Annotated in this window: 13 protein-coding genes; 12 read left to right on the top strand and 1 reads right to left on the bottom strand. The window is 40.7% G+C overall.

Features of this window, described 5'->3' with window-relative positions; translation table 11 throughout:
* Positions 1-319 (top strand): IS66 family transposase (locus LY28_RS17550; protein ID WP_133250210.1); only part of this gene is annotated, 319 nt, incomplete at its 5' end.
* 528 nt (positions 320-847) lie between these two features.
* Here the strand turns inward: LY28_RS17550 and LY28_RS17555 are convergent.
* Positions 848-1,471, bottom strand: coding sequence for a Fe-only nitrogenase accessory AnfO family protein (locus tag LY28_RS17555; protein ID WP_110463481.1), 624 nt, complete (start codon positions 1,469-1,471; stop codon positions 848-850).
* 481 nt (positions 1,472-1,952) lie between these two features.
* Between LY28_RS17555 and nifH the strand changes: the two genes are divergently transcribed.
* From nifH to modA, 11 genes are all read left to right on the top strand, one after another.
* Positions 1,953-2,774, top strand: coding sequence for a nitrogenase iron protein (gene nifH, locus LY28_RS17560; protein WP_110463482.1), 822 nt, complete (start codon positions 1,953-1,955; stop codon positions 2,772-2,774).
* A gap of 26 nt (positions 2,775-2,800) precedes the next feature.
* A complete protein-coding gene (locus tag LY28_RS17565) occupies positions 2,801-3,127 on the top strand; it encodes a P-II family nitrogen regulator (RefSeq protein ID WP_110463483.1) in 327 nt (108 codons plus the stop codon).
* Positions 3,128-3,139: 12 nt separating this feature from the next.
* The gene (locus tag LY28_RS17570) at positions 3,140-3,514 is read left to right on the top strand and encodes a P-II family nitrogen regulator (RefSeq protein ID WP_110463484.1); all 375 of its coding nucleotides are present in this window, start codon (positions 3,140-3,142) and stop codon (positions 3,512-3,514) included.
* A 19-nt stretch (positions 3,515-3,533) separates the two neighbouring features.
* On the top strand, positions 3,534-5,126 hold the full coding sequence (locus tag LY28_RS17575) for a nitrogenase component I subunit alpha (RefSeq protein WP_110463485.1): 1,593 nt from the start codon (positions 3,534-3,536) through the stop codon (positions 5,124-5,126).
* Positions 5,126-6,490, top strand: a complete 1,365-nt coding sequence (locus LY28_RS17580; protein WP_110463486.1) for a nitrogenase component 1 — start codon at positions 5,126-5,128, stop codon at positions 6,488-6,490. Before LY28_RS17575 ends, LY28_RS17580 begins: the two co-directional genes overlap by 1 nt.
* A 74-nt stretch (positions 6,491-6,564) precedes the next feature.
* Positions 6,565-7,914: a nitrogenase iron-molybdenum cofactor biosynthesis protein NifE gene (gene nifE, locus LY28_RS17585; RefSeq protein WP_110463487.1), complete on the top strand. Its 1,350-nt coding sequence runs from the start codon at positions 6,565-6,567 to the stop codon at positions 7,912-7,914.
* A gap of 40 nt (positions 7,915-7,954) precedes the next feature.
* Positions 7,955-10,645 carry a nitrogenase component 1 gene (locus LY28_RS17590; RefSeq protein ID WP_110463488.1) on the top strand — a complete coding sequence of 897 codons (2,691 nt, stop codon included), beginning with the start codon at positions 7,955-7,957 and terminating at the stop codon, positions 10,643-10,645.
* A 55-nt stretch (positions 10,646-10,700) separates the two neighbouring features.
* A complete protein-coding gene (locus LY28_RS17595; RefSeq protein ID WP_110463489.1) occupies positions 10,701-11,009 on the top strand; it encodes a 2Fe-2S ferredoxin in 309 nt (102 codons plus the stop codon).
* 56 nt (positions 11,010-11,065) lie between these two features.
* The gene (locus LY28_RS17600; protein WP_110463490.1) at positions 11,066-12,025 is read left to right on the top strand and encodes a homocitrate synthase/isopropylmalate synthase family protein; all 960 of its coding nucleotides are present in this window, start codon (positions 11,066-11,068) and stop codon (positions 12,023-12,025) included.
* Positions 12,026-12,051: 26 nt separating this feature from the next.
* A complete protein-coding gene (locus LY28_RS17605; RefSeq protein ID WP_110463491.1) occupies positions 12,052-12,852 on the top strand; it encodes a beta/alpha barrel domain-containing protein in 801 nt (266 codons plus the stop codon).
* A 37-nt stretch (positions 12,853-12,889) separates the two neighbouring features.
* Positions 12,890-13,723 carry a molybdate ABC transporter substrate-binding protein gene (gene modA, locus LY28_RS17610; RefSeq protein ID WP_110463492.1) on the top strand — a complete coding sequence of 278 codons (834 nt, stop codon included), beginning with the start codon at positions 12,890-12,892 and terminating at the stop codon, positions 13,721-13,723.
* Positions 13,724-13,729 lie beyond the last annotated feature (6 nt).

Genomic DNA, 13,729 nt, shown 5'->3' on the forward strand with positions numbered 1-13,729 from the left:
GAATAATTTTCTGCTGGATGGACGAATTGAAATATCCAACAATCGTGCTGAAAATGCTATTAGACCTTATGTCACAGGCAGGAAAAACTGGCTCTTTGCCGATACGACCCGTGGAGCTAAAGCCAGTGCCCTTGTATACAGCATGATTGAGTCTGCGAAAGCGAATCAACTCAACCCATATATGTATTTGGTATATCTACTGTCAAAATTGCCGGGCTTGAAAGAATTAACGCAAGAATCTCTGACACCCTATCTGCCATGGTCACCCGAATTGCCATCATGGTGTCATAAAGACTCAAGCAAGACACCCCAAGATTAAGCGCTTACTATATTTCTTCATATTTTCCTCCCACTAATATCCTAATTTGCAATAATGTAAAAGTATATCATATATTAATGTAACTTATTGTAATATATTGTTCTGTAATCATAGTCCAGCTTTTTAATATTATATTTTCTGTAAACGTCATACTTCTTTCAATTTAAAATTTCATCTAATTTTCATAATTCTACAGTATACGTTTTAACAACATCGTTAAATAGTGATTCGCTTATGCTATGGTCATACTATGCGCAGTTCGAAGACTATAATATTGGAATAAAAAACTTATAAATAAGCTTCTCACAAATGAGTTTAATTTTATTAATAGGTAAAAGATATTATAAAATATAGAGCATATAAAGGAGTATACATTCCTCATATAGAAATTTTATTTTGAATAGATAATGAAGCTCGGGAAACATGACTACCAATAGAGACTATTAATATTGGCCATAAAAATAATTTAAGTATTGCAAAAGATGGTACGATAATAGGCTAATAAAAGTTGATACTTCAAAAATACCATCACTTTTCAGTTTTAAATATGCAGACTTTGCAGATATTTTTGCCCTGTTCTTCCGATATGCAGGTCAGCCTTCTGGGACTGGGATAATTCTCAAGCCAAGGGGGAATATGGCTGCAAATTACTTCTAATTTATCAAAAGGTGTATTTTCAATAAAGCCTTGCAGCGCTTTTTTCGATGATATTTCGGGATGCTTTTCCTGCAATTCTATAAGATTCAAAAAGTATATGCCGGGAATTTCGGTTTCAATTGGTGAGGTATTGAGCTCGGCTGTGGAAAAGCTTTTTTTCTTGGAAGCTTCTTCTACATCAGAAAGGATTTCATCAAGAAGAGAATCGGAAAGGCTTGCTGCTTCAAAAATTGCAAAGCCTGCTCTGTCAAAAACAATGTAAGGAATTCCGGAAATTGTTTTTGCAATGATGATTTTACAGCTATTCAGTTCTGGAATAACTGCTTTAATACAATCCCTGATGTCAGAAATATCCAGTGAGTCTAAGGAATAACTGACGGTATTTTCTGCTTTCCAGCTGCTCCCTGACTTATTATATACCGTGATACAGGAGCCCTCCTCAAAGTGAATAAGCTCCTTTTTGGAATTTAAAATTACTGCTATTTTATTGGACATCGTACCGCCTCCTAATATATACTGAGCTTCCCTAAGGTAAAAAAAAGCAAATCAAGCTGCCCGCATGATTTGCTCCATTGCATTTATTTCATTATATGAATGTTTATAAAAATAAGCAACTAATATTTGTAAATTAGCATAGCCTCGATTAATATTTGTAAGTAATGTATAAATAAGATACCAAGATACAGGAGGATATTTGACATTTTCGTGCATTGTGAATAAATCCGTATGAATATATAATCGAAGTAAGCTAAATGAAAGCAACACGACGACGAAGTCTCATATCCCATATATTTATGGGAATGAGACTTTTCTGGTAATAAGCGATGCTGGCTTATCAAGGAGTTGTTTTTGAACGGCGGTTTAATAATTATCAATAGACGAAGAGGTCTTCAGACACCAACTATATGTTGTGTTTGAGGGCCTTTTGTTCTAATTACTAATGTACAGCGTACAGCAGAAATAGGGGGGTATTATTATGAGACAGGTGGCTATTTACGGTAAGGGCGGTATCGGAAAATCAACAACAACGCAGAACCTGACGGCAGGGTTAGGTGAAATGGGCAAAAAAATAATGATTGTAGGCTGCGACCCAAAAGCAGATTCAACAAGACTTATTTTAGGGGGGCTTGCACAACAGACGGTATTGGATACTCTGAGAGAAGAAGGCGAGGACATAGACCTGGATCTGGTTATGAAAAATGGTTTTGCAAATATCAGATGTGTTGAGTCCGGAGGACCTGAGCCTGGTGTTGGCTGCGCCGGCCGCGGTATTATTACTTCAATCGGGCTTTTGGAAAGGCTTGGAGCATATGAAGATGATTTAGACTATGTTTTCTATGATGTATTGGGTGATGTCGTTTGCGGAGGCTTTGCAATGCCGATACGGGAAGGAAAGGCACAGGAAATCTATATTGTTGCAAGCGGAGAGATGATGGCCCTTTATGCAGCCAACAATATATCAAAGGGTATTTTAAAATATTCAAATACAGGCGGCTGCAGACTTGGCGGTATTATTTGCAACAGCCGCAAGGTTGACGGCGAGGCGGCCCTTGTAGAGGCCTTTGCAAAGGAGCTGGGCTCACAGATGATTCATTTTGTTCCCAGAGATAACATGGTTCAGAGAGCGGAAATACATAAAAAAACCGTTATTGACTTCGATCCGGCTTGTAATCAGGCAGATGAATACAGAGCACTGGCAAGGAAAATTGACGAAAACAAGATGTTTGTTGTTCCAAAGCCGCTTTCTCAGGATAGGCTTGAGTCACTGCTTATGGAGCATGGGATTATGGATATATAAAATTGCTAAGAAAGGTGGAGGAAAATATGTTACTAATAAGAGCAATTATAAGACCCGAAAGAACGAATATTGTACTGTCAGAATTATTGGCGGCGGGTTTTCCGGCAGTAACAAAAATGGACGTTTATGGAAGAGGTAAGCAGAAGGGTATAGTAATAGGAGATGTCCAATACAATGAAATACCGAAGGAAATGCTGCTGCTTGTTGTAAAGGATGAAGACAAGGATGATGTAGTTAAGGTAATAATGAGAAATGCAAGAACCGGTGAAAAGGGTAACTTTGGAGACGGCAGGATTTTTATCAGTGCAGTATTGGATGCATATACTATCAGTACTGCTAAACAAGGACTGTAGGGGGGAAAGCTCATGAAGGAAATTATGGCCGTTATTCGTACAGATAAGGTTAATTTGACTAAGGAAGCTCTTGCAAACGCAGGTTTCCCCGCCTTTTGCTGCAGACCATGTCTAGGAAGAGGGAAAAAGAGTCTTGATGCGACAGTTTTAAACTATATCATGGAAACAGGAGAATTGCCCGTTTCAAAAATAGGTGAGGCATTTACGGAAACTGCAAGACTTATTCCCAAGAGATTTCTCACTCTGGTAATTGAGGATGAGCAAGTAGATCTGGCGATAAAAACTATATTTAAAACCAACCAGACAGGTAATCCGGGTGACGGGAAAATATTTGTTATTCCAATAGAAGAAACCTACAAGGTAAGAACAGGTGAAACCATACTATAAAAAATTGGGGGTGAGACAAATGAATGTAAGAAATATTGTATTGGATAAATACAGCGCAAAGGTTTACAAAAACAGAAAAGAGCATATTATTGAGGTCAATGAAGAGACAAGGCAGCAGCCTATTGCTGCCAATACCAGAAGTGTTCCGGGAATTATGACAAATAGGGGATGCTGCTATGCAGGCTGTAAGGGTGTTGTACTCGGCCCCCTTAAGGATGTTTTAGTATTGACTCATGGACCGATAGGCTGTGGCTTTTACTCATGGGGAACAAGACGTAATAAGGCAAAGCCCGAGGATGGGAGAAATTTTATTGAGTACTGTTTTTCAACAGACCTTCAGGAGTCGGATATTGTTTTCGGCGGTGAAAAAAAGCTTAGGCAGGCCATAAAAGAAGCAGTAGAAATATTTAATCCTAAATGTATAATGATATGCTCTACTTGTCCGGTTGGACTTATAGGCGATGATATTCATGCAGTGGCTTCCGATACGGAAAGGGAATACGGCATATCCTGCATGGCGTTCAGCTGTGAAGGGTATAAGGGCGTAAGCCAGAGCGGAGGGCATCATATCGCTAACAACACTTTAATAAGAAAAGTAATAGGTACAGGAGATGCAGAGCCTACCAAAAGGTTTACAATTAATATGCTGGGAGAATACAACATCGGCGGAGACGGCTGGGAAGTTGAAAGACTTCTGAAGAGGATAGGATATGAAATAATTACCGTATTCACAGGCGATGGAAGCTATGAAACAATGAAAAATGCTCATATGGCGAATTTAAATATAGTACAATGTCATCGCTCCATAAATTATATTGCAGAAATGATGAAAACAAAATATGGGGTTGATTGGATAAAAGTAAACTTTATCGGTTTGGAGGCTATAATTCAGTCACTGAGAGATATGGCAACATATTTCGGTGACAATGAGCTCACAGAAAGAACCGAGGCTGTAATACTTGATGAGCTTGCAAATATAGCTGAGGAAAAAGAATATTATTATTCCAAATTGAAGGGAAAAACAGCCGCACTTTATGTGGGAGGCTCACGTTCCCATCATTATCAGAATCTTCTTGCAGATTTCGGAGTAAAAACAGTTCTGGCAGGCTATGAATTTGCCCATAGAGATGATTATGAGGGCAGAGAGGTTATTCCCACTATAAAGGAAGATGCTGACAGCAAAAATATAGAGCATCTTGAGGTTAAAAAGGATGAACGGAAGTTTCATGCATATCTTACCGAGGAGCAGTATGAAGAACTGAAAACAAAGATTCCTCTGGAGCAGTATTGCGGAATGATTAGAACCATGGAGGATAACAGTGTGGTGGTAGATGATCTGAATCATTTCGAAACGGAAGAGTTTATAAAATTACTTAAGCCGGATATGTTTTTTTCAGGAATAAAAGACAAGTATGTCCTTCAAAAATCGGGAGTGTATTCAAAGCAGCTACACTCCTATGATTACAGCGGGCCATATGCGGGGTTTTTGGGAGCGATAAACTTTGCCAGGGATCTGACAATGGGACTGTATACTCCGGCATGGGGCTTGGTAATACCGCCATGGAAAAACAAGTCAACACTTAAGGCAAAATTGGCAGGAGGTGAAAAATAATGCTGAATCTAACTAAAAAAGAAAGGTCAGAGAGGAATGCTCTCAGAGTAAATCCTTGCAAGACATGCCAGCCTGTGGGGGCTATATATGCAGCACTTGGGGTACATAATTGCATGCCTCACAGTCATGGGTCGCAAGGCTGCGTTTCATACCACAGAACATTTTTGACAAGACACTTCAAGGAGCCGGCAATTGCCTCCACAAGCTCTTTTACAGAAGGCGCGTCAGTATTTGGCGGAGGCAGCAACCTTAGAACGGGCGTAAAGAATATTTTTGATATATATAATCCGGATATTATTGCGGTACACACCACCTGTCTCAGTGAAACCATAGGAGACGACCTGAATTCGTATATTCAGGATATGGATATCCCTGAAGGAAAGCTGGTAATACATGCAAATACACCTAGTTATGTTGGCTCACATATATTTGGCTTTTACAATATGATGACAGGCTTTATAAATTATCTGTCTGAAGCAACAGGCAATTGCAACGGAAAAACTGCAATTTTCCCCGGGTTTGTTAATCCGGGAGATATCAGAGAAATGAAAAGGCTTGCAAATTATATGAAGGTGCCTTTTACAATGTTTCCGGATCAGAGCGGAGTAATGGATGTTCCGATGACAGGTGATTACACAATGTATCCAAAGGGCGGTACACGTATTCCGGAGATTGCAGGGCTGGGTGACTGCAAAATGGTTCTGGCACTGGGCGAATTAACCAGTGAAGAACCTGCAAGCTTATTGGAAAGAAAATGCAAGGTACCATATACATTGCTTCCGCTTCCAATCGGGATAGAGGCAACTGACAGATTTGTAATGGAATTGGCTCAATTGTCAAATGAAGAGGTTCCCTATGAGCTGGAGGAGGAACGCGGACAATTAGTAGATATAATGCTTGATGCCCATGCTTATTTCTATAACAAAGCAGTCGCAATATTTGGAGATCCCGATACTGTGCTGGGCTTAACCAGAATGGTTCTTGAAATGGGGATGCTCCCCAAATATGTGTTAACCGGCACACCCGGTGAGAATTTTGTAAAGCTGGCGGGCAAATTATTTGAGCAGTACGGAGTTGAGGGCTGTACTGCAAAAGCGGCAGGAGACTTGTTTGAATTGCATCAATGGATTAAAAATGAGAAGGTTGATTTGATGATAGGTACTTCTTATGGCAAATCAATTGCAAGAGCTGAGGATATTCCGTTTGTCCGTGCAGGGTTCCCGGTTCTTGACAGATATGCACATCCGTATTTCCCCATAGTAGGGTACAAGGGTGCTTTACGGTTGGTAGAAAGAATTGCCGAGGCATTAATGGACAGACAGGATAAGACATGTTCAGACGAGGATTTTGAAATGGTTATGTAGGAAGGAATATCAGCAATGGAGCTGTGGCACAGGAATTATCTGCGCTGCAGCTTTTTTGATAAGGGGGTCGGAAGATGGAGGCAAGAATTTTAGATGAAAGAAAAGCTTTTATTGTAAATGGGAAAAAAGATATAGGCTGTAATTTTGATGCACCAGCTATCAAGTGTGATAGTGACAGCTTGTCCGGAACAGTAAGCCAAAGAGCTTGTGTATATTGCGGTGCCAGAGTTGTGCTGAATCCCATTACAGATGCTTTCCATATTGTGCACGGCCCTATCGGATGCGCAAGCTACACATGGGATATACGCGGCAGCCTGACAAGCGGAAGCGATTTATACAGGAATAGCTTTTCGACAGATTTGAGTGATAAGGATATTGTTTTCGGAGGGGAAAAGAAATTGGCCGCAGCAATTGAAGAAATCATAGAAAAACATAATCCAAAATTAATTTTTGTTTACTCCACATGCATAGTGGGCGTAATAGGCGATGATGTGGATGCTGTCTGTAAGCAGGCAGAGAAAAAGCACGGTACGCGGGTCATTTCGGTAAAATCTCCGGGTTTTTCAGGAAATAAATCCTATGGTTACAAGATGGCCTGTAATGCGATATTAGAACTTATTGAACCGCATAAAAATCAAGCAAAAATAAAAGGGGTCAATATTCTGGGGGATTTTAATCTTGCAGGTGAGATGTGGATTATAAAAAATTATTTAAGGGAAATAGGAATTCCGGTAGTAGCAACTATTACAGGAGACTCAAGCTGCGAAACACTTATAAAGGCACCTGCGGCTCAGTTGAATCTTGTACAATGTGCCGGATCAATGACTTATCTGGCTAAAAAAATGGAAGAGGAAATGGGAATCCCTTTTGTAAAAATCAGCTTTTTCGGGGTTGAAGACACATCAGCATCATTGATACGCATAGCGGAGGCAATCGGGTCCGGGGAAAATATTCAAAAGGCAGAAGCCTTTACTGAAATGGAAAGAAACAAGCTGAACAGCTTTATGGATAAATACAAAAAGAATTTGGAAGGCAAAAAAGCTGCAATTTATGTAGGAGGAGGCTTCAAGGCTATTTCTCTAATCAGGCAGTTTAGGGAAATGGGAATTGAAACAGTAGTTGTGGGAACACAGACAGGAAAAAAGGAAGATTACGAAGTTATGGAAAGCTTGGTGGGAAAGGACACAGTAATTTTAGATGATGCTAATCCTGCTGAGCTGGAAGCCTTTATGAAGCAGAAGGGTGCGGATATTCTGGTGGGAGGAGTAAAGGAGCGGCCTCTGGCGTATAAGCTGGGAATAGCCTTTTGTGACCACAACCACGAAAGGAAGCATGCACTTGCAGGCTATGAAGGAGTTATAAACTTTACTGAGGAGATAAACCTTTCTTTAAACAGTCCTGTATGGAAAATGGTAAGAGGCTGATAAAAAATTTTTTGTGCCGATATGGGGCGCGGAGGTTAGCATGAGTAAAAACTTAGTCAATTTATGTGTGAATCCGTGTAAAATGTGTATGCCAATGGGAATTGTAAGCGCTTTTTACGGTTTGAAAAACTGCATGACAATACTTCACGGCTCACAAGGCTGCAGTACTTATATAAGGCGCCATATGGCAACACATTACAACGAGCCGGTAGATATAGCGTCCTCTTCTTTAACAGAGAATGGCACTGTTTTTGGCGGAGAGAACAATTTAATAAAGGGTTTGGAAAATATGATTGAATTATATAACCCTGAGGTAATAGGTATAGCAACTACCTGTCTTGCAGAAACAATCGGCGAGGATGTACCGAGAATAATTAATAATTTCAATATAATTCATCCCGGGAACAAAGTTAAATTTATACCGGTAGTTTCAATGGGATATTCAGAAACACAATATGAAGGATTTTTTATGGCATTGCGGGCTATTGTGGAAAATGTGGATATGGTTCCTGAAAAGAATAATAAGGTGAATATTATCACAGGCATGATATCTCCTGCTGATACACGCTATTTAAAAAGGCTGCTGGACTCAATGAAGGTTGAATATATATTGCTTCCTGATATTTCGGAGAATTTGGACGGACAGCATAAAGAAAGCTATAACAGACTGCCCGAGGGAGGAACCTCTCTTGAAGAGCTTTCATTGATGGGAGGAGCCAAGCTTACAATCGAGCTGACTACTTTTACAAAAGAGCATAATTCTCCGGCACAATATTTATATGCTGCTTACGGGGTTCCTTTTGTCAGATGCAGCTTGCCTGTCGGGCTGAGGGACACCGATGCTTTGATAAGTGTGCTGGAACATGCAGGCGGAACAAAGCCTGAGGAAATAATGAAGGAACGCGGACGTTATATGGATGCGATGATTGATTCGCATAAATATAATGCCGAGGGTAGAGCTGTTATTTTCGGAGAGCCTGACTTTGTATATTCCGCAGTTCGTCTTTGTGCAGAAAACGGCATTATGCCGGTTATAACGGCTACAGGAGCAAAATGCGGCAATTTAAAGGAAAGGCTTGAAGAGGAGGTACAAGGTGTTGCAGACTTCCTTCATATAGATAAGTTTTTAATATTGGAGGCTTGTGATTTTGACACAATAGAAAAATATGCGGTTGAATACGGAGCAAATATCATGATAGGCAGCTCTGACGGCAGAAGGATTGAGGAAAAGCTGAGGCTTCCGCTTGTCAGATGTGCGTTCCCTATACATGATCAGGTTGGCGGACAGAGGGTGAGAATGCTTGGATATGACGGCTCCCTTGAATTGCTGGACAGAATCACAAACAGTCTGCTAATCCGCAAGGAGCACAGCTTCAGGGGTGAAATGCATGATAGATATTATAAAGAGGAGGCAGGGGATACAAGTGTTGACTTGGATAAAATTAGTTCTCTGAAGGAGGTGGCCGGCTTGAGGAATAAAGCAGATATTATACTTGCCAATAAGAAGAAAACAGAGACACATCCTTGCTTTAACGGATGCGGCAGCGAATATGCAAGAATGCATTTGCCGATAGCGCCAAAATGCAATATTCAATGCAACTATTGCGTCAGAAAATATGATTGCCCGAATGAAAGCAGGCCGGGAGTTACAACAGAGGTCTTGTCTCCTGAGCAGGCCTGTGAAAAGTATAAAAGGGTTAAGGAAGGGCTGCCTAACCTGAAGGTTGTTGGGATTGCCGGACCCGGTGACTCATTGGCTGATTTCGAAAGCACAAGAAAAACCCTGAGCCTGATTAAAAGAGAGGATCCGGAAGTAACCTTTTGCCTGTCTACAAATGGCCTGCTGCTTCCCCTGTATGCAGATGAACTGGCAGAGCTGGGCGTATCACATGTTACGGTTACGATGAATGCAGTAAACACAACAATAGGAGCAAAAATATATAAGCATGTTGACTATATGGGACATAGGTATTTCGGAGAGGTGGGAGCTGCAATTCTTATGGCAAATCAGCTGTCCGGAATAAAGAGAAGTACCTCTCTGGGGTTGATTTGCAAGGTGAATATTGTAATGCTTAAGGGTATCAATGAGTATCATATTCCTGTAGTCGTAGAAAAGGCAAAGGAGCTCGGCTGTGAAATAACAAATATTATGCAGCTGATTCCTGTGGCAGGAAGTGAATTTGAAAATATTCCGCTGGTAAGCAACAGAGAAATAATGGGCATGAGAAAACAATGCGGATCGATTTTGAAACAGATGTATCACTGCCGCCAGTGCAGGGCTGATGCAATCGGGACCTTGGATAATGACCAGTCTATTAATTTCAGAGGATGTACCGGCTGTAATGACATCGAGGAAACGGACAGGGCAGAGGAAAAAACATTTTTATTTGCGGTATCCTCCAAAAGCGGTATATTAGTCGACCAACATTTCGGTCATGCAAGTGACTTTTATATATATGAGTACAAAAATAAGGTTATACGCTTTAAGGAAAGGAGAAGTGTCAGCAAATACTGTGACGGGGCTGAAGGCTGTGACGGAATGGGCGGTATGAACAAGGAGGGCAAAATGGAGGCTATTCTTGAAACAGTAAAGGACTGCAATGGGGTATTGGCAATGAGAATCGGTGAAGCACCTAAGCAGAAGCTTAAGGAAAAAGCTATTGAGACCTTTACAACCTACGACAGAATTGAGAATGCGGTTAGAGTGGCGGCAGAAAAGCTTTGTGTATAGGTTGTATCAGCTAAGGTCAGGTCTTATAAATTTTAACGAAGGGAGGATTTAAAGTATGTTGAGCCCGAAATATCATGTGTTTGTCTGTACAAGCTGCAGAATAAACGGAACGCAAAAAGGCTTCTGCCATTCAAAGGGAAGTGTTGATTTGGTTCAAAGATTTATGGAGGAAATCGATGATAAGGATTTAACAAGTGATGTAATGGTAACTAATACAGGCTGTTTTGGAATTTGCGATAAAGGCCCGGTGGTCGTTATTTATCCGGAGGGAACCTGGTATGGAAATGTAACTGAGGATGATGTGGAAACTATTGTGGAAAAGCATCTGGCAGAAGGAGAGAAAGTAAAGGAGTTGCTAATTTAATATAAATATGTAATTATATGGGTGGAATTAATTTAGACTTTAGGGGGTAGGTCAGAATGATTAAAATTACAGATGTCACTCTATGCTCACTAAACAATGAGGCTGCCCAAAATAAAAATGTGCCGGAATTATATGGGCTACTGTTTAAAACAGGTATAAACTTTGTTGAAATTAATGTGCCGGTATACGAAAGTATTAAGGAAAATGTAGATAAAAGGAATACCATATTAAGGGTTCAGGATCCCACTGAAATTAAATATTATCCCGGATTCAGCAGGTATATTTGCAGACACAGCGGATTTTTCACACGGCTGGAAACCATTTCGGAGATTCAGATTAATGATATCAGAGAGATTAAACTTATGAACAAATTTAATGAATATCATAATATCAGAATCGTGGGTCTTGATGATTTGCTGCAGCATGACTATATATCCGCATTTGACAGAATAAAAAAAATAAATTCCGGTGCGCTTGAATTATGCCCTCAGAATAGCTGCTATTGTGCCAGTGCATTGGCTGTGGAATGGATTTTAAATGGCGGAAGCAGTGTGGCAGTCAGCTTTTCGGGAAACGGAGGCTTTGCAGCCTTGGAGGAAGTGGTCATGGCACTCAGGATTACAAAGCGTCATAAGCCTAATCTGGATTTATCTGTTTTTGTGCAGATAAAAAATTTATTTGAAGAAATTACAGAGAAAAAGATACTTAAAAATAAGCCAGTAATAGGTAACGGCATTTTTGACGTGGAATCAGGAATTCACGTTGATGGTATTTTCAAGAACGGCTCAAATTATGAACCCTTTGAGCCGTCTGTGGTAGGAATGAAAAGAAAAATAGTTATAGGAAAGCATTCCGGCAGTACGGCAATTGAAATGAAGCTTAAGGAGTATAATATAAATTTCCCGGATAACAGGTTCTCGGAATTACTCGCTTCAATACAAGAGGAATGTATCCGCCTGAGGAGAAGTATAACTGATCAAGAATTTGTGGCATTCGCTAAGGAATTAATTCAATAACATATATAGCGGAGGTTGGATTTGCTATGAAGGAAAAAAAATATTTGACAGATACGACCCTTCGTGACGGTGAACAGAGCCCGGGCTTTGCATTTAACATAGCTGAGAAGGCAAGGCTTGCTCAGTTAATGGATGAGGCAGGCATATATCAGATTGAGGCCGGAGTTCCTGCAATGGGGAAGCATGAAAAAGATGCAATTTGCAAAATAGTAAGCAATAAAAAAAATGCAAGGATATCAACGTGGAACAGAATTATAAAAGAAGATATTTTACATTCCTTTGACTGCTGCCCCGATATTATCCATATAAGTGCGCCTGTATCCTATGTTCACATATATTCCAAGCTGAAGAAAAACAAGGTCTGGCTTCAGAAAAGCTTACAGGATTGCGTCAGCCTTGCGCTGGATAAGGGATATACAGTTACTGTCGGGATGGAGGATGCTTCCCGGGCGGATATAACGTTTATTATCAGCATTGCAAATATTATGAAGGATATGGGAGTGGCCGGCATCAGGTTTGCCGACACAGTGGGTGTTTTGACACCGTTCAGAACATATCAGGCTATAAGTGAGATTATTAACAATACAGGCATTTCTGTAGGCATTCATGCCCATAATGACTTGGGGATGGCAGTGGCAAATTCCTTGGAGGCTGCAAAAGCAGGAGCGGATTTTATTGATACAACCTTGTTCGGAATTGGTGAGCGTGCAGGGAATTGTGACTTGAACCACTTTATATCGGTGGCGGATAAGCTTTTTGATATAAGTCCGGGCTATGCTGCCGCAATGAGTTTAAAGGAGTATGCCGGAGAGATTCTGTTTAAATAAAATGGCTTACATTGTTGTGTGGAAATGGGGGTTACTTATGAGAACGATTAGAAAAAATATATTAATGTTATTTATTGCAGTCATTTTAATACTGACGGGCTGCGGAAGTCAATCAACACCTTCTGCGGATTCCGGCAGTGATATTTCAAAAGCAAGTCCGTCAGATACGGCGGAAAAAACAGAAATTTTTGTTGCTGCTGCTGCCAGCTTAACCGATGCGACAAAGGAGCTTGTTGAAATGTATAAAAAGGTTGAGCCGGATATTGCCATAACCTGTACCTTCAGCTCCTCAGGTACTTTGCAGACCCAGATTGAGCAGGGTGCGCCGGCAGATATTTTCTTGTCGGCAGCAAAAAAGCAGGTGACGGCTCTTGAAGAAAAGGGATTGGTTAAGGAAGGATCAAAAAAAGAGCTGCTTAAAAATAAGGTTGTATTAATTACTCCTGCCGGCAGTACAAAGAATATTGAAAGCTTTGAGGAGCTTGCTGCTGACAAGGTTTCGACAGTTGCACTGGGAGAGCCTAGCAGTGTTCCGGTAGGGCAGTATGCGGAAGAGATACTTACTTATCTTAAAATACTTGATAAGGTAAAAGCAAAGGCAAATTACGGCAGTGATGTCAGACAGGTTCTCACATGGGTGGAAAGCGGAGAGGTTGACTGCGGAGTGGTTTACTCAACTGATGCTGCCTTGTCAGATAAAATCAAGGTGGTATGTGAGGCGCCGGAGGGCAGCCACAAGCCGGTTATATATCCTGCGGTAGTGCTGAAGAGCAGCAAGCATCCTGCCGAGGCTCAAGCCTTTCTGGATTATCTGTCAACATCACAGGCTGAATATGTATTTGAAAAATATGGCTTTGAAATGAATAATTAACATGGA

The organism is Ruminiclostridium sufflavum DSM 19573 (assembly GCF_003208175.1).
Taxonomy (GTDB): domain Bacteria; phylum Bacillota; class Clostridia; order Acetivibrionales; family DSM-1351; genus Ruminiclostridium; species Ruminiclostridium sufflavum.

Coding starts and splice junctions, on each gene's coding strand:
- LY28_RS17555 (WP_110463481.1), bottom strand. CDS start 1,471: ATGTCCAATAAAATAGCAGTAATTTTAAATTCCAAAAAGGAGCTTATT.
- nifH (WP_110463482.1), top strand. CDS start 1,953: ATGAGACAGGTGGCTATTTACGGTAAGGGCGGTATCGGAAAATCAACA.
- LY28_RS17565 (WP_110463483.1), top strand. CDS start 2,801: ATGTTACTAATAAGAGCAATTATAAGACCCGAAAGAACGAATATTGTA.
- LY28_RS17570 (WP_110463484.1), top strand. CDS start 3,140: ATGAAGGAAATTATGGCCGTTATTCGTACAGATAAGGTTAATTTGACT.
- LY28_RS17575 (WP_110463485.1), top strand. CDS start 3,534: ATGAATGTAAGAAATATTGTATTGGATAAATACAGCGCAAAGGTTTAC.
- LY28_RS17580 (WP_110463486.1), top strand. CDS start 5,126: ATGCTGAATCTAACTAAAAAAGAAAGGTCAGAGAGGAATGCTCTCAGA.
- nifE (WP_110463487.1), top strand. CDS start 6,565: ATGGAGGCAAGAATTTTAGATGAAAGAAAAGCTTTTATTGTAAATGGG.
- LY28_RS17590 (WP_110463488.1), top strand. CDS start 7,955: ATGAGTAAAAACTTAGTCAATTTATGTGTGAATCCGTGTAAAATGTGT.
- LY28_RS17595 (WP_110463489.1), top strand. CDS start 10,701: ATGTTGAGCCCGAAATATCATGTGTTTGTCTGTACAAGCTGCAGAATA.
- LY28_RS17600 (WP_110463490.1), top strand. CDS start 11,066: ATGATTAAAATTACAGATGTCACTCTATGCTCACTAAACAATGAGGCT.
- LY28_RS17605 (WP_110463491.1), top strand. CDS start 12,052: ATGAAGGAAAAAAAATATTTGACAGATACGACCCTTCGTGACGGTGAA.
- modA (WP_110463492.1), top strand. CDS start 12,890: ATGAGAACGATTAGAAAAAATATATTAATGTTATTTATTGCAGTCATT.